The 15887-nt window shown below is 65.5% G+C and carries 16 protein-coding genes; 11 read left to right on the top strand and 5 right to left on the bottom strand.

What is annotated here, in order from left to right; all coding sequences use genetic code 11:
- Window positions 1-89: 89 nt before the first annotated feature.
- Complete coding sequence (locus tag IVA75_RS20490) at window positions 90-1109, bottom strand: LysM peptidoglycan-binding domain-containing protein (protein ID WP_247284766.1); 1020 nt, start codon at window positions 1107-1109, stop codon at window positions 90-92.
- 185 nt (window positions 1110-1294) lie between these two features.
- Here IVA75_RS20490 and IVA75_RS20485 point away from each other — a divergent pair, with 185 nt between their 5' ends.
- Both IVA75_RS20485 and IVA75_RS20480 read left to right on the top strand, forming a co-directional pair.
- The gene (locus tag IVA75_RS20485) at window positions 1295-2011 is read left to right on the top strand and encodes a hypothetical protein (RefSeq protein WP_247284765.1); all 717 of its coding nucleotides are present in this window, start codon (window positions 1295-1297) and stop codon (window positions 2009-2011) included.
- Window positions 2012-2149: 138 nt separating this feature from the next.
- Complete coding sequence (locus IVA75_RS20480) at window positions 2150-4813, top strand: EAL domain-containing protein (RefSeq protein ID WP_247284764.1); 2664 nt, start codon at window positions 2150-2152, stop codon at window positions 4811-4813.
- Here the strand turns inward: IVA75_RS20480 and IVA75_RS20475 are convergent.
- Window positions 4810-5178: a hypothetical protein gene (locus IVA75_RS20475; RefSeq protein ID WP_247284763.1), complete on the bottom strand. Its 369-nt coding sequence runs from the start codon at window positions 5176-5178 to the stop codon at window positions 4810-4812. The two genes, IVA75_RS20480 and IVA75_RS20475, sit on opposite strands and share 4 nt — an antisense overlap.
- Between IVA75_RS20475 and IVA75_RS20470 the strand changes: the two genes are divergently transcribed.
- The 5 genes from IVA75_RS20470 to IVA75_RS20450 all read left to right on the top strand — a co-directional run bounded on the left by IVA75_RS20470 (window position 5156) and on the right by IVA75_RS20450 (window position 9382).
- Window positions 5156-6115: an AraC family transcriptional regulator gene (locus tag IVA75_RS20470; RefSeq protein ID WP_247284762.1), complete on the top strand. Its 960-nt coding sequence runs from the start codon at window positions 5156-5158 to the stop codon at window positions 6113-6115. The genes IVA75_RS20475 and IVA75_RS20470 overlap by 23 nt on opposite strands.
- 98 nt (window positions 6116-6213) lie before the next feature.
- Window positions 6214-6504: a hypothetical protein gene (locus IVA75_RS20465; RefSeq protein WP_247284761.1), complete on the top strand. Its 291-nt coding sequence runs from the start codon at window positions 6214-6216 to the stop codon at window positions 6502-6504.
- Window positions 6505-6605: 101 nt separating this feature from the next.
- Window positions 6606-7811: an NAD(P)/FAD-dependent oxidoreductase gene (locus IVA75_RS20460; protein ID WP_247284760.1), complete on the top strand. Its 1206-nt coding sequence runs from the start codon at window positions 6606-6608 to the stop codon at window positions 7809-7811.
- Window positions 7812-7903: 92 nt separating this feature from the next.
- Window positions 7904-8821 (top strand): MBL fold metallo-hydrolase, encoded by a 918-nt coding sequence (locus IVA75_RS20455; RefSeq protein WP_247284759.1) that lies wholly within the window; start codon window positions 7904-7906, stop codon window positions 8819-8821.
- A 201-nt stretch (window positions 8822-9022) separates the two neighbouring features.
- On the top strand, window positions 9023-9382 hold the full coding sequence (locus tag IVA75_RS20450) for a hypothetical protein (protein ID WP_247284758.1): 360 nt from the start codon (window positions 9023-9025) through the stop codon (window positions 9380-9382).
- A 70-nt stretch (window positions 9383-9452) separates the two neighbouring features.
- Here the strand turns inward: IVA75_RS20450 and IVA75_RS40180 are convergent, their stop codons facing one another.
- Both IVA75_RS40180 and IVA75_RS20445 read right to left on the bottom strand, forming a co-directional pair.
- Window positions 9453-9575: a hypothetical protein gene (locus IVA75_RS40180; RefSeq protein ID WP_256379023.1), complete on the bottom strand. Its 123-nt coding sequence runs from the start codon at window positions 9573-9575 to the stop codon at window positions 9453-9455.
- Between the two features lie 96 nt (window positions 9576-9671).
- Window positions 9672-9848, bottom strand: a complete 177-nt coding sequence (locus IVA75_RS20445) for a hypothetical protein (protein WP_247284757.1) — start codon at window positions 9846-9848, stop codon at window positions 9672-9674.
- Between the two features lie 138 nt (window positions 9849-9986).
- Between IVA75_RS20445 and IVA75_RS40175 the strand changes: the two genes are divergently transcribed.
- The 3 genes from IVA75_RS40175 (at window position 9987) to IVA75_RS20435 (ending at window position 12579) form a co-directional block, all read left to right on the top strand.
- On the top strand, window positions 9987-10118 hold the full coding sequence (locus tag IVA75_RS40175) for a hypothetical protein (RefSeq protein ID WP_256379024.1): 132 nt from the start codon (window positions 9987-9989) through the stop codon (window positions 10116-10118).
- A gap of 122 nt (window positions 10119-10240) precedes the next feature.
- Window positions 10241-11365: a beta-propeller fold lactonase family protein gene (locus IVA75_RS20440; protein ID WP_247284756.1), complete on the top strand. Its 1125-nt coding sequence runs from the start codon at window positions 10241-10243 to the stop codon at window positions 11363-11365.
- Window positions 11366-11691: 326 nt separating this feature from the next.
- Window positions 11692-12579, top strand: coding sequence for an HlyD family efflux transporter periplasmic adaptor subunit (locus IVA75_RS20435; protein WP_247284755.1), 888 nt, complete (start codon window positions 11692-11694; stop codon window positions 12577-12579).
- A gap of 251 nt (window positions 12580-12830) precedes the next feature.
- Here IVA75_RS20435 and IVA75_RS20430 read toward each other — a convergent pair whose 3' ends face one another.
- Window positions 12831-13679 carry a caspase family protein gene (locus tag IVA75_RS20430; protein ID WP_247284754.1) on the bottom strand — a complete coding sequence of 283 codons (849 nt, stop codon included), beginning with the start codon at window positions 13677-13679 and terminating at the stop codon, window positions 12831-12833.
- 425 nt (window positions 13680-14104) lie between these two features.
- On the opposite strand from IVA75_RS20430, the gene IVA75_RS20425 reads away from it, so the two are divergent.
- Entirely contained in the window at window positions 14105-15832 is a 1728-nt protein-coding gene (locus IVA75_RS20425) for a hypothetical protein (RefSeq protein ID WP_247284753.1), read from the top strand.
- The last annotated feature ends 55 nt before the right edge of the window (window positions 15833-15887 follow it).

The following is a 15887-nucleotide window of genomic DNA, read 5'->3' as shown; positions in this document are numbered from 1 at the left end:
CGCATCACAACGACGCGCGAGGGAACCAAATGTTCCGGAAGCGTACAGGGCAAAGCGTCGCAACGCGCAGCGGCAGAGCCGATGCGGTGTTACTCCGCCTTCTGCGGCAGTACGAAAGTCTGGCCGGGATAGATCAGATTGGGATTGTGGATCTTGGCGCGGTTGGCGTTGTAGATCACCGCAAAGCGGGCGCCGTCGCCGTAAGCGAGCCGGCTGAGCGCCCACAGGCTGTCGCCGCGGGAGATCACCCGGCTGCCGCCTGTTTCCGCCGGTGCACCGCTGACGTTTTCCGCCGGCGAGGCCGATGCGACGGTCGTTGCCGCGGGCGCCCGCGCCATGACCCCCGACCCGCCCTTTGGTTTCGGTGCGCCCATCAATCTCGGCCGGGCCGCAGGCCTGTCCGATAAAGATGCCACCACATCCGACTTGTCGTCGGACTTCTCGGCCTTCGCTTCCTGCTTCGTCTCTTGCCTCGCGGCCGGTGCAGGGCGCGCGGGCGGCGGCGCGGCTTCGGCGATCACCACCGGCATGCTGCGGCCGGATTGCGTGACGGTGCCGTCAGGCGATTTCGCCCGCAGGGTGAGCTCATAGGAACCGGCGGGAAGCTGCGGCGGCGTCATCACGAATTGGCCCGACGCATCCGCCACCACCGTGTCGAGCGGCTTGCCGTCGCGCAGCAGCTCGACCTTGGCGCCCGGCGTCGCCTGGCCCGCGATCACCGCCGCCTCGCCGTGATCATCGACGCGCGCGACATCGAAACGGGGGCCGCTATCGGCAACCGCCGGAGGCGGCTTGACCGGTGCAAGATCGGCAAGCGCGGCCGTGACCTGCTTTTGCGTCTCGGCCAGCGCACCCGCCTTCGGCTCGGGGGCCGGCGCCGGAGATGCAGCTGGTGCCGGCGGCGCGACCGCGGCGAGCTTGGGCTCTTCCGGCTTGAGTTCCGGCTTGGATTCGACCTTGGGCTCGACCTTGGGTTCCGGCCTGGCGGCGATGTCGGTCTTCGCCCCTATCGGCAGCAGGCGACGCAGCTCGGTGGGGCCGATCACCAGCACGGTGCCGCCCACCGCGAGCAGACAGAATGCAATGAAGGCCTTGGATGCGGTCACCATCGGAAACGAACCTTGATCAGGAAGAACCTTGCAAATCAATCGAGCCGGCAAGTTGCGCCGTTTTGGCCACGGCAGCAAGACGGTCGATAGGATGATGAGCCGGCGCCGGGGATGAACCGGCGCACCCCCGCCGGCGTCAAATGATCGAGGCCGCATCGCGGTATTTTTCTCGAGGAATTTTCACCGTGAACGCATTTTGCCGTCCCGCACAATTGCCGGTACTTGGGCTGGTGGTAGGGCTCGCGCTTGTCCCGACGCTGGCCGCAACTCCGGGGCTCGCCGCTTCCGGCCCGCCGCCGGATTACATCCTCACCGGCAATGCCGATCTCGCCTTCACCTCGCCCGACGGCGCCACCGGGATCGAGCAGTACATGAAGGACAGCGGGGATTTCGACGTCAAATGGCAGGCCTGGGCGAGGCGTGGCGAACAGATGACGGAGCTCAAGCCCGAGCAGGGTTACGGCGCCGGATTCCGCTTCACGCCCGACTCGCAATGGCTGGTGCGGATACAGAAGACCGGCTCCGGCGAGCAGGACCTCTATCTCTACCATGTCGAGAAAGGCGCCTTCGTCAGCGCGACGAAGACGCCGTTCAGCGACTTGGCCTGGGCCTATTTCCACAGCCGCCCGGACACCGGGAAGATGAAGCTCGACTACCACATTTCGGCCAATCTCGTGAAAGGCACCGAAGAGGCTTATCGCGGCCTCGGCGTGCACTGGCCGGACAACCGTTACCTCGTCATCTCGCTGTCGGGTGAAATGGACAAGCACCCGAAGAACGTCGCCGTGAAGGGGTTGGCCGACTGGCGCTGCCGCTATGATCTCAAGACCGGGACCTTCGACGTGCCGGCGATGTTCGCCAGGACCAATGCGGAAGCGTTGCGATGGGAAATCCGACGCTGAGGGAACCATGGCCCACCGCGCCTTCAGACAGCGATGGAACCAACCCTCTGATTACGCTCCGATTCATGTTTTCCTAACCCTTACTGGTAACGCGGTCTTGTCGGTTTTGCCGCATCTTGCATCCCACGGGAGGGCTGCATGGGCACATCGATCCGATGGAGCGCGCGCATGCGCGCGTTGCTGCGCCGTTGGCGCGGCGCGCCGCTGACATGGCTGATCGCAGGCGGCTTCGTGCTGATGGCCGCAATGGCGATCGGCACCGCGCTTACCGTCGACCGCTTCCGGCAGAATGCAATCGAAAGCGGCCGCGACAGCCTTGAGAGCGCGGTCCGCTTGCTCGCCCGCCATTTCGACCGCGAGTTCGAGGACTTCGCGGTGCTGCAGAAGAGCATCATCTCCGAGCTCGAAAGCCACGGCATCGAATCCGCCGACGTCTTCCGCAGCGAGATGGGCACGCTCGCCGTGCACGAAGTGCTGCGCGCCAGAGCCAGCGGCTGGTCGGACGTTGCCGGCGCCAATTTGTTCGACGCCAAGGGCGTACTGATCAACTCGTCGCGGCGCTGGCCGGTCGCCGATGTCTCGGTCGCCGACCGCGGCTATTTCAATCGCCTCAAGAACGACCCGGCTTCGCAGGAGGAGGTCGAGGTCGTGCCCGGACGGTTGGGCAGCGGACCGGCGATCGTGTTCGCGCGCCGCGTCTCCGGTCCTCACGGCGAATTCCTTGGGCTGGTGTCGCGCGCGATCGCGCCGGACCAACTCGAATCCTTCTTCGCCTCGAGCGGGCTCGGCGAGGAATCCTCGATCGCGATGCACCACCAGAACGGCCAGTTGCTCGCGCGCGTTCCGCATGTGGACGCGATGATCGGGCAGAATTTCCGCAATGGAACGTCCGAGCAGATGGCGGTGTTCGAGCGCACCTTCGTCACGACCCAGCTCGCAAGTCCGATCGACGGCAAGGATCGCATCGTCGCCGCACGCCTCCTGACCGGCGAGCCGCTGGTCGTGGTTGCGACCAGGTCGCTGGATGCGACGCTGGCGACATGGCACACGCAAACCAAATTCTTCGTGGCCGTAGCCGTGCTGTCGATCGGCCTACTCGTGCTCACGCTCTATTTCATCTTCCGCCAGATGACCCGCCGGCTCGCCGTGGAGAAGCACCAGCTCGACACCGCGATGAACACGATGACGCAGGGTCTCCTGATGTTTGACCAGGACGAGCGGCTGATCGTCTGCAACCGGCGCTACATCGAGCTGTATGGCCTATCGGCCGACGTGGTGAAGCCCGGCGCGTATTTCCGCCAGGTGATCCAGCACCGCCACGACACGGGTTCGTTCCACGGCGACGTCGATTCCTATTGCGACGGCATTTTGGGCAATGCCGGGCAGACGCAGAGCACGATCGTCGAGACCTCCGATGGCCGCCTGATCGAGATCAAGAACCAGCCCGGCGCCGCCGGCGGCTGGCTCGCGACCCATGACGACGTCACCGAGCGCATTCGCGCCGACGAGCGCATCGCGCATATGGCGCATTACGACGCGCTGACCGACCTGCCCAACCGCGTGCTGATGCGCGGCCATCTGGAGCGGCGTGTCGCGGAGCTTGCCCAGGGCAAGCCGTTCGCGATCCTCTATATCGACGTCGACGAGTTCAAGGGCGTCAACGATTCGCTGGGACACGAGGTCGGCGACGAGCTGCTGCGCCAGGTCGCGAACCGCCTGCGCGCCTGCATCAGCGGCAACGACATGGTGGCACGGTTGGGTGGCGACGAATTCGCGATCGTCAAGGCCGGCACCCGCGACGTGGCCGAGCTGACGGCGCTGGCCGAGCAGATACTGAAGGCGCTGCGCGCGCCCGTAAACTACAATGGCCAGGAAATCCCAACCGATGCCAGCATCGGCATCGCGATCGCGCCCGACCACGGCGACAATCTCGACGATTTGCTCAAGCGCGCGGATCTCGCGATGTATGCGGCGAAATCCGAGGGCCGCCGCACCTTCCGCGTTTTCGCGCCCGCATACGACGCCAAGGCGCGGCTGCGCCGCCAGCTCGAGTTCGATCTGCGCCAGGCGCTGGCCCGCGGCGAGTTCGAGGTGCACTACCAACCGCTGGTCGATCTTGCGGCCAACGTGGTCACCGGCTGCGAAGCGCTGCTGCGCTGGCACCATCCGGAGCGCGGCATGGTCTCGCCCGCCGACTTCATCCCGGTTGCGGAAGAAACCGGATTGATCGGCGAGATCGGCGAATGGGTGCTGAGGCAGGCCTGCACCGAAGCCGCCTCCTGGCCCGGCGACATCCACATCGCGGTCAATGTTTCACCGGTGCAGTTCCGCTCGCGGACGCTGGCGCTGAAGGTCGCAGCCGCGCTCGCCGAGTCCGGTCTCGCACCCGGACGGCTCGAGCTCGAGATCACCGAGACGGTCCTGATCCGCGACGACCAGGAGGCGCTGACGATCCTGCAGCAGCTGCGCGAGCTCGGCGTGCGCATTGCGCTCGACGATTTCGGCACCGGCTATTCGTCGCTGAGCTATTTGCATCGCTTCCCGTTCGACAAGATCAAGATCGACCGCAGCTTCATCTGCGACATCGGCCAGTCTGAAGATTCCTCGCCGATCGTGCAGGCAGTGGTGCACATGGCCGCCGCCCGCCACATGGCGACGACCGCCGAAGGCGTCGAGACGGAAGCGCAGCGCGCGGTGCTGCTCCAGCTCGGATGCAGCCAGATGCAGGGCTGGCTGTTCAGCCCGGCCGTGCCGGCGGCGAAACTGAAGCAGCTGTTGTCGGCACAGGCGGCCGCGGCCTAGCGCGCCCCGGTCATCGCCGTCGCCTCCGTTTGGAGGATTTGTCGCCGAGCCGGGCAAGGCTTGTCCGTCTTGAAATCCAACCGTTCCACGCCACGAGCGTGCCCGATCGCGACATCGATGTGGCGGCCGTGTGGCGGCCTGCGCCCTTTTCTCACAAGCACTTCTCCTCCCCGGCCGCTCACCGTGCGTTCGCGAAAGCGCGGGCCGGCTTGGAGCAGGATCGGGCAAAGCATGGCGGGTTCAGGAAATACGCACCGCAACCGCGGCGCATAGAACACGCGCCGTTCCGTACAAATACGGACGACTGATCGAAAGCCCGAGCTGATCAGCAGGAGCCACACCATGACCGGGAACACTGCACTCATGCGCAATCCCTCGCACAAGGGCTTGCCGCCCGCACCCGACGCACAGCCTGACGACCGCTCGACGTCCGAGCGGCGCGCCGCCGACGGGGAGATGGCGCGCGTGCTCAGGACCCAGCCGTTTCGCATGGCGCTGGACTCCTCCGGTGCCGGTATCGCGCACTGGAAGCATGATCCGCTGCACGACGTCGTCGAGCCCATGCGCCACCACGTGATCATGGCGCATAAAGGCGTGATGCAGCGCATGGAGCGGCGCTCGGGAAGATCGATCGCGATCGGCACGTTTCGTCCGGGGGTCGTGAACATCGTTCCGGAAGGGTCGAGCTCCCGATGGGACATTCCGAAGCCCGTCGACGTGGTGCAGCTTTACCTTGCCGACGCAACGCTGCAGCGCATCGCCGGCGAGGCCGGGACCGCCGGGCCCGCCGAATTGATTGAGCGAACGGCGCATCCCGACACGATCACGTCCCGACTGCTCCTGAGCGCGGCGGATTCGCTAGAGAGCCATGGCGTCCTTGATACGCTATTCCGGCATCAGCTCACGGATCTTCTGGCCACGCGCCTTTTGGCTGCGCATGCAGGGTCGCCAACCACGTTCCAGCCGACCATGGGCGGACTGGCGCCGAAGGTCCTGCTCCGTGCGATCGAACGATTGCGCTCCGACAGCGAAGCGGACGTCTCGCTCGATGCGCTGGCGTCCGATGCAGGTTTGTCGCGCTTTCATTTCTGCCGGTCCTTCAAGGAGAGCACCGGGCTGTCGCCGCATGCCTGGCTTCGCCAGCACCGGCTCGAGCAGGCCATGAACATGCTGCGGGAGAGCGACGAATCGATCGTCTCGGTCGCCGCGGCGCTTGGTTATTCCTCGCAGACCGCCTTCGCCGCGGCATTCAAGAAGCTGACGGGCGAGACGCCGAGCGATTGGCGCAGGCGCGTGCGTTAGCAGCAATCTCTCGACAGCGACGGCAATCGCGCTGGGGCAACGGCAAATCGGGTCGGCTACATCATCTCCATGTCCAGACCAATCGAGGGAGACCAAAGATGACCTGGAAAAACTTCGTCAGTCGACGGTTGATCTCATCACGCCGCCGGAGCCTCGCAACCGCGACCTTGTACGGACTCTCGCTGGCCGTTCGCTTCACGTCGGCGACGGGCGAGGAAGTGGAAATTCCGGCTTACAACATGCACCCGGCACAGCCGCCCGTTTCCATCATCATCCGAAATGGCCCCGGGCTTCCCTATCAGGACTGGAGTCGAGGTGAGCTTCAGCCCGTCGTCTTGGGCTACGGCCAGCCGCCGAGATCGGTGATGGCACGCTGCATCGGGCCCTAAGCCAGCGACCCAACCCACCCACGCGCCGACGCCGGACGCTGCCCTCAACGCAGCAGCGCGGTCGCGCGCGGTCTTTCGAACAGCAACCAAGGAGAAAATCCATGCGACTCGTCATCATCGGCGCCGGCTTCGCCGGTATGTACGCCGCCCTTTCCGCAGCGCGACTGCGCGACATCCGGGGCGTCTCGCCGCAAGATCTGCAGATCGCGCTCGTCTCACCGGAGCCGACGCTGGTGGTCCGTCCGCGGCTCTACGAGCCGAAGCCGGAAACCCTGACGGCCCCGCTGCTCGAGGTCCTCGAGGCGATCGACGTCGACTACATCCAGGGCAGCGCCGAGACGATCAACACCGAGGCCCGAACGGTGCAGATCACGCCCGCAAAGGGCGCGCGAAAGACCTTGTCTTACGATCGCCTGGTCGTGACCACCGGCAGCCGGCTATTCCGTCCGAACATTCCGGGCCTCGCCGAGCACGGCTTCAGCGTCGATTCGCTCAACGATGCCGTTGCGCTCGACAAGCATCTGCATGGCCTCGCGGAGCGGCCTGCCGTAAACGGACGCGACACGGTCGTCGTCGCCGGCGGCGGCTTCACCGGGATCGAGGCGGCCACCGAAATACCGGCGCGGCTGCGCGAAATCCTGGGCCCCAATGCCAGGACGCGCGTCGTCATCGTCGATCGCAACACTGCGATCGCACCCGACATGGGTGCAAGCGCCCGCCCCGTCATCGAGGAAGCCTTGCGCAAGATTGGCGTCGAGACACGGCTCGGTGCCGGCGTCGCCTCGCTCGACGAGACCGGCGTCACCTTGTCCAGCGGTGAGCACATCGAAACCGAGACGGTGATCTGGGCGGCGGGCATGCGTGCAGCGCCGCTGACCGGGCAGATTCCCGCCGAGCGCGACAATTTCGGACGGTTGCTGGTCGATCGCTGCTTGCAGGTGCCAGGCGTTCAGGGTGTCTTCGCGGCCGGCGACGCAGCACGCGCCGCCTGCGACGACGAGGGCAATTACGCACTGATGTCGTGCCAGCACGCCACGCGAATGGGCGCCTTTGCCGGCAACAATGCCGCCGCCGAATTGCTTGGCGTTCCGACCAGGCCCTACCACCAGAAGGCCTACGTCACCTGCCTGGAGCTCGGCGAAGCCGGCGCGCTGTTCACACGCGGATGGGAGCGCAAGGTCGAGCTGGTCGGCGACGTCGCCAAGAAGACCAAGCGTGAGATCAACACCGTCTGGATCTATCCGCCGAAGGCGGAGCGCGCCCTGGCGCTCGCGTCGGCCGATCCGGAACGGGTGACCAGCCTCTAGCGCACCAAGCGATCACGGCTGCGCACTCCCCCGGCGGCGCTGCCTGCTCAACCACCAGCCGGAAGCCCCTATCTTTGGAACAGGAGACCAACATGAATCTGCACAACACCTCGTATCCCGTGTCATCGGGACCCGAAGAGCTCGTTCCGTCGCGCTACGCGCTGAAGATCGGCGAGATCGACGTGCTGGTGGTGAGCGACGGCGTGCTGCCGCTGCCGACCACGATGCTCGCGCACAACGCCGACCCGGCGGTGCGGGCGACCTGGCTGCACGACATGTTCCTGCCGCAGGATGCTTTCGACTGGGCGCTGAACGCCGTCATGGTCCGCAGCGGCGGCAAGACCATCCTCATCGACGCCGGGCTGGGCTCGGACCCGAACCTGAACTTGCCGCGCGCCGGGCAGTTGATCAGGCGACTGGCGGCCGCGGGCATCGATCTTTCGGCGGTAACCGATCTGGTGCTCACCCATCTGCACATGGACCACATTGGCGGGCTGCTGGTCGACGGCGTGAAGCAGCAGCTGCGCAAGGACCTGCGGATTCACGTCGCGGCCGCAGAGGTCAAGTTCTGGGAAGCGCCTGATTTCTCCCGCACTGCCATGCCGGAAGGGTTCCCGGACGCGCTGCGATCGACCGCCAAGCGGTTCCTGAAGGAGTACGGCAGTCAGCTGCGGCTGTTCGATGACGTGCAAGAGATTGCGCCTGGCGTCGTCGCCCGTCGCACCGGCGGTCACACCCCCGGACACAGCGTGGTTCGCATGGCGGCCGGCGACGACGCGCTGACATTCGCCGGCGACGCCGTGTTTGCCGTCGGGTTCGAGCAACCCGACTGGCACAACGGTTTCGAGCACGACCCCGAGGAGGCCGCGCGCGTTCGCGTTCGTCTGTTGCGACAGCTTGCCGAGACCGGCGAAATGCTGGTGGCCACGCACCTGCCGTTCCCGTCCGTGGGTCGGGTGGCTGCCGACGGCGACGCGTTCCGTTGGGTGCCGGTGTTCTGGGACTACTGACCGCTTGCCGGGTTAGAGCCGAAGCAGGGCGCGGACTCGATAGGTCCGCGCCCTTGAAAATAGGATCAAACATCGACCCTCGCGGTTATCGCCCCGCTGAGACGGCTGGAACCGGTCGGCGGCGCCAGCCAGCATTGCGTCACGTGCCGCGCAGGCGGCTCCTCGTCTGCGCTCGTGCGCGCGCGAATCGAGCGAGGCGATATGGCGATCGCGGCATTCAGGATGGTCACTCTCGTAGCGGTTACTGCCATGGTCGGCCCATCCGTGCAGGCCCGCGACGACGGTCGCTACGCGAACTCTCCCCTCAAGGGCTGGTTCGAGAGCCTGCACAGCAAGGGCGGCGGTCCCTGCTGCGCCGACGCCGACGGCACCGCGCTGGACGATGTCGACTGGGACACGAGCAACGGACATTATCGCGTGCGACTCCTGGGCGACTGGATCGAGGTGCCCGACGACACCGTGATCACCGAGCCGAACCGCGCCGGCCGCACCATGGTCTGGCCGTATTACGTCAACGGCCGCGCCAAGATCCGCTGCTTCATGCCGGGCAGCATGACTTGAGATTTTGAGTTCTGATGTCCCGGCTCGGCCCAGCATACGATGATGCGCCGCTGAACCGGCCGGCGCGGGCTCACTTGACCTGCTTGGCCGCGTGGATCTCGACGAACTCGGCATCGGGATGCGCGACGATGGTCGCGAACATGATGCCGCTGATGATGAGCGACCAGGCGGTGTCCCAATAAATCCAAAACACGTGCCAGCCTCCGTTTCGATCTGCTCCGCCCGCGGGATCAGGGTAACGGCAAGGCGAGGCTGCCGTTCCCAGTGCGCGGGCGGCGCGGGCGAGGTGCTATTTTGGTTTGGTCGGCGCGGAGTTGGGATCGGTTTGGGCGGTGTGGCGCTTTGCCACGACGTCCTCGTCGCGCTCGCCCTGACGCGGGCGCGGCGGCAGCTTGGGCTGGCCGGCCTGACCGCCATGCTTGCCGCCCATGTCGGGCTTACCTTCGAGATCGTTTTCACGGGGCATGCCGGTTCAATGCGCTCGCGCGGCATTGGTTCGGTTCGGCTGTGAACGAGTTCATAGGATCGCCGCGATTTGCAGTGCACGATAGCCAGGCCCGCCCCCGGGAGCATTCTCATTCATATGACTGACGGATACGGCCTGATGCGGAAGCCACTCGTCGCCTGGACGATCCTGACCTGCGCGCTGCTCGCGGTCACCGTGTGGACCGTGCTCGGGCCGCCCCACGTCCCGCCCGGGCCCCATCTGCCCTCCCGCACAGCGGCGATACGGTAGATCTCCCACCGATACCATTTCGGCATCGATCGATCCCAATTGGAGTTTGGTGCGGCGGGGCGGCTGCCGCTATCCTCGCCGGCAAAACGACAAATGCCGCACCGGCATCCAGGAGGACCCCCATGGTGAGATCGACCCGACGCATCAGATCCGGCGTACCCCGTGCCGCGATCGCCACCACGCTCGCTTTCCTCACTCTCATTTCTGGAGTCCGCGCTGGCATGGCCGAGACCTTCGCCTATGTCGGCAATGCCGACAGCAACGACATCAGCGTGTTCAAGATGGCCGAGAACGGCGAGATGACGCCCGTGCAGACGGCCGCCTTCACCGGCGTCGAAAAGCCCGGCTCCTCGACGCCGCTCGCGATCACGCCCGATCATCGCGTGCTGATCGCCGGTGTCCGCTCCCAACCGTTCGTTGCGGTGAGCTTTGCGATCGATCCCAAGACGGGCCAGCTCAGCCATCTCGGCAACGGCCCGCTCGCCGACAGCATGGCCAATATCGCCATCGACCGTAGCGGCAAATTCCTGTTCAGCGCCTCCTATGGCGGCAACAAGGTCGCGCTGAATCCGCTGCTCGCCAACGGCGTCGCAGGCGAGCCAAAGCAGGTGATCCCGACCGGGCTGAACGCGCATGCCTTCCTGCCCTCGCCCGACAACCGCTTCGCGTTCGCGACCAATCTCGGCTCCGACCAGATCCTGGCCTTCACATTCGACGCCACGACCGGCACGCTCACGCCGAGCGATCCGCCGGCTCACAAGGTACCGGAGAAATCGGGGCCGCGGCATTTCGTATTCCACCCCAACGGCAAGTTCGTCTATCTCCTCCACGAGCTGAACGGCGACGTCGCGGCGTTCGCCTATGAGGCCAAGGGCGGCGCATGGGACGAGATCCAGCGCACCAGTGCGCTGCCAGAAGGATTTACCGGAAAGCCCTGGGCCGCCGACATCCACGTCACCCCCGACGGCCGCTTCCTCTACGCCTCCGAGCGCACCACCAGCACGCTCACCGCCTACAAGGTCGATGCGACGAATGGCAAGCTGACCACGATCGGCAGCGTGCCAACCGAGAAGCAGCCGCGCGGCTTCCACATCGATCCCGGCGGGCGCTACCTTGCCGCAGTGGGCGAGCTCTCCGACAGCATGACGGTCTATGCCATCGACCAGAGCAGCGGGGCACTCGCCAAGCTGAAATCCTACGCCACCGGCAAGAAGCCGAACTGGGTGGAGTTCTTGAGCCTGCCGTGAGGGGGCTCCGCTGCGAGATGAGTTCGGCCTGCATGGTTCGAGACGCCCGCTTTGGCGGGCTCTCCTCACCATGAGGGCCTGACATCCCGCCGCGAAACATGACCTCATCCTGAGGGCCCGCCGCAGGCGGGCGTCTCGAAGGATGGCCGCCGGGACGGTGGAAGACAGCGAACCTTGGCGCCGGTCCCGAAGACTAAATCAACGGGCGGCATCGCGCCGCCCGTGCTGCGGCGGCATTCTCATCCGGCCGGCCCTGATGTGCCATTGGCTCGCAGCGATCGCTTCTGCTAACGATGAGGCCGTCAAGGCCCCAACCGGAATGACCCATGCGTTCATTGCCTGCGCGTTCTGTTTCCAGATATCTCGTTGCGCTCACCGGACTGCTGTTGCTGTCGGCCCGGCCCGCTGCCGCCGCCGATGACGACGCGCCCAAGGGGCCGGCGGTCACGGTGCTGAAGGTCGCAAAATCCTGTTTCTCCGACATCGTCGAGGGCACCGGCACCATCATCGCGCGCGAGGCAAGCTCGGTGCGGCCGGAGCGGCCCGGCCTGAAGGTGACGGAGGTGCTGGCGGAAGCCGGCGACACCACCACCGCAGGCCAGGTGCTGGCGCGGCTCGCACTGCCCGAGGGCGGCACGCTTCAGGTCACCGCCCCCGTCGCAGGCGTGATCGCGACGTCGACCGCGCAGATCGGTAATCTCGCCTCCGCCAAGGGCGAGGCGCTGTTCACGATCGTGGCGCGCAGCGAGTACGATCTCGTCGCCCTCGTCGCGACGAGCGATATGCGCAAGCTCGCGGTCAACCAGGTGGCGACGGTGCGCATCGCGGGCGCAGGCGACATCGACGGCAAGGTCCGCCGCATCGGCCCGACGGTCGAGCCGAACATCCAGCAGGGCATGGTCTATATCGGCATCTCCGCGCAAAAGCGGCTGTTGCTGAATGCGAGCGGTCGCGCGCTGATCAAGTCGGGCCAGAGCTGCAACGTCGCGGTGCCGCTGACCTCGGTGCAGTATTCCTCCGCCGGCACCGTCGTGCAGGTGATCCGCCGCAACCGCGTCGAGACCAAGCGCGTCGAGGTCGGACTGATGTCGGGCGGCAATATCGAGATTCGCGACGGCCTCAACGAAGGCGATATCGTCGTCGCCCGCGCCGGCGCGCTGCTGCGCGAAGGCGATCCGGTGCGCACGGTGATGGCCGCGGAAGCGGCGAAGTAGTCCCCGCGATCGTCATTGCGAAGAGCAAAGCGACGAAGCAATCCAGAATCTTTCCGCGGAAAGATTCTGGATTGCTTCGCTGCGCTCGCAATGACGGTGGAGAGGCAGATGTACGTTAAACACGCACATCGTAGGGTGGGCAAAGCGAAGCGTGCCCACGTCTTCTATCGCCCGCGTCTTCTATCGAAATGTTGGAAAGATGGTGGGCACGGCGCGTTGCGCCTTTGCCCACCCTACAAGACCTAAGAAAACTAGCCGCCGGCTTCGCCGAAATGGACGTCCTCGAGCAGCGAGGAGGAGACGGTCGGGACCTGGTCGCCTTCGCTGGCGCGGGAGATCGCAAGGCGGGTCTTGTTGAAGACGCTCTCGGCGCTGCCCTGCGCATTGAGGTTGTTGAGGAACTCGCTGACCAGCACGCTGTGCTCGCCCTTGCCGTCGTCGACGACCTTGCCGGGCGAAGCCGAGGAGAGGATCAGCGCATTGTCGGTCGCGCTGATCGGCGCGAGGCCGTGGCTGTAGGAGCGGAAGCGGCGCTCATAGGGATTGCGGCGGGAGGCGTCGACCACGACGAGCTTGGCCTTGGCGCCCTGCTCCTTCATCATGTCGAGCACGCCCTCGATGGAGACGCCGTGACGGCGGACATCGCTTTCCTTCCAGATCACGGCATCGACCGGCAGCATGTAGCTCTCGCGGCCGGCCTGCACGCCGTAGCCGCCGAAGAACAGCATGACGACGGTGTCGCGCTTGATCCGGGACTTCAGGCGATTGACGGCGCGGACCATGTCGTCCTTGGTCGCGTCTTCCACCATGTCGACGTCAAAACCGTTCTTGCGCAGCGACGAGGACAGCGCGCGGGCGTCGTTGATCGACTGCGTCAGCGGCGCGTTGGCGTCGGGGTAGTGCCCATTGCCGATGACGAGGGCGAGACGCGAGGCCTGGCCGATCGAGCCGGTGACCTGGTCGGTCGAAACGGCCTTGGCGGCATCGAGCGCCCGCATGTTGAGGGCAGCATGGGCGCCGATCACGAGCGAGACCGTGCCGATGAGGGCTGCGGCCACCGCGATCGTTCGTCGGGAAATGTCGAGCTGCGTTACATTCATCTCGCGTCATTCCTGTCAGTGCCAAAGACCAGCCAAGCACGCGCACACTGTTTGAGTAGCGCGATAGCGTCTTTGGGTTTGAGGGATTGGCCGGGGGTGTGCCCCCGAATTGCGCGCAATTTGCGGCGCCGCACCAAACAAAGCCTTAACCGGATATCGCCTCCCCCGCAATAGATCGCCGAAAATTTGACCTAAGTCTCTGGAAACGTGTGTTAATTTTCATCGCCCAATATGTGATTTTTTTGCGTCCCCGTAGCCTTCCGGAGCCTGATTATGCAGACTCCGTGCCGGCTTTTTCTGTGACTGTCATCACATTTGTATTTCCTGCGAATCCGGGTAGCTTTTTCAACGACTTGCAGGGGGTGGCACGCGGCTGGGAGCGTGCCGGCCGGCCCCCCGGCCAATTCCCGCGACCAGGTTATTTCATGAGCTTTCAATATTTTGCCGGCGCCGCCTGCCGGGCGCTGACGGCGCGGAAGGATGGCCCCTCGCTTTACGACGTTTGCGATCCCGTACTGTCTGTTGCGGCCAGCGGCGATCCGCATCTGGCCAGGTTCTACAAGACCGCGCTCGGCAATCCCGCATTGCGGGTATTGCTCCGCCGGGCCGGACTGCCCGAGCTGCGCGACGAAAGCAAACTGGCCCGGCTGCGCGAGGCGCTGGTGCGCGCCCGCGACGAGGCCGAGCCGGATTGGGCGGCGGTCGGCCAGCCCGTTGCCGATCTCGTCGACAGCATCGCGCTGGATCATCCCAAGCCGCCGCCGGCCATGTTCACCGGCGCCATGCCGCAACCATCGCAGATCGACAGCGTGATCCGCGATTGCGCGCAGCATCTGCTGGGCTCGTACCGCAAAAATGGCTTTCTGCCGACCTACGCCGCGTTCAACCTGATCGGCGATCCCGATTTCCGCGGGCGCGAGCTGACCATGGCGCTCACGGGCCTCAACGCGCGTGGCTACAAGAACTCCTCGCTGCTGTTCAACCTCGCCCGCGTCTTCATCGCGCGATCGCCGGCGCGCGCAGTCGTCAATCCGCCCTGGCGAGGGGTTGCCGAACCGATGTGGGAGCCGGTGCAGATCCGCCACCGCTCGGCCTATTACGACGCGTTCTTCATCGAGGCGCTGTTGAGCTACGTCGAGACCGGTCTGGCCTCGTCCGCCGACAAGATGTCGGCGGAGCGCGCGGTCGCCGACATGGTCGATTTCTGCGTCAACATCAGCCGCGAAGAGGTCGAGGGCATCGACGGCGCGCGGTTCAACGTCATCACCGCGCTCGCGCCCGCGCCGCATCCGCGCTTCTCGCGCTACTTCGCCCAGATCAAGCAGGACCTCGGTTTCGGCGTCTACGTGCCGGATTGCGACACCACGGCGTGCTCGATCTCCGCGGCGACGCAAGCCGGCTGCACCGATCCGATCCTCGATCAGCCGCTGCTGGATTTCTACGCGGGCTATCAGGTACAGGCGGGCGTCAACGAGCCGCGCGTGACCGTGCCGATCAACGACAATATCGACTATGAGGGCGGGGTTGCGACCTGGATCGACAATCTCAAGGGCGAGCGGCCCTATGGCAATGATCTCGATCCGACGCTCAATCTCGACATTCTCGAGGTCAGCTTCCGCAATCTCGCGCGCTGGAAAGTATTGGAAACGCCGGCGCGGCTTGCCACCGTTCATCGCATCATCGGCTTCCAGAAGCGGCTGGCGGCGAGCGGCGCCTTCGCCAATCCGCGCTCGCACATCTATTATTTACCGGAGCTCTACAGCGCCTATTTCGGCCGCTGCTACGCCGCCTTCCTGGCGCTGCCGCTGGCGGCGCAGGCGATCATCGATCCCGACGGCGATTTCGATTTCATCCGCCACCGCGTGCTCTCCTACGTCAAGGGCGAGCTGATGGCCGCCGAGATGAACGTGTTCGACGCAGCGCTCGCCCTGATCGCGCTCGGCCATCTCGGCGCCGACCCGCGCGCCTTTGCGCCGGCGCTGAACGTGATCGTCGCGAGCCTCGGCGAAGGCGGTCGCCGCGGCCCGTTCCGCGCTTATGAATGGAATAAGATGAAGACGCCGACGCGGATTTTGGTCGGCGGGCCTGAGGTCACGTCGGCGTTCGTGCTGATGGGGCTGGCGGTGGCCAAGCGGGCGATGGCGCGGGGATAGGTTTCGTAGGGTGGTTAGCGAAGCGTAACCCACCACTTCCGCCGCCGTGGAGATG

The organism is Bradyrhizobium sp. 134, assembly GCF_023074155.1.
In the GTDB taxonomy this organism is placed as follows: domain Bacteria; phylum Pseudomonadota; class Alphaproteobacteria; order Rhizobiales; family Xanthobacteraceae; genus Bradyrhizobium.
This window is presented reverse-complemented; position numbering and strand designations above follow the sequence as displayed.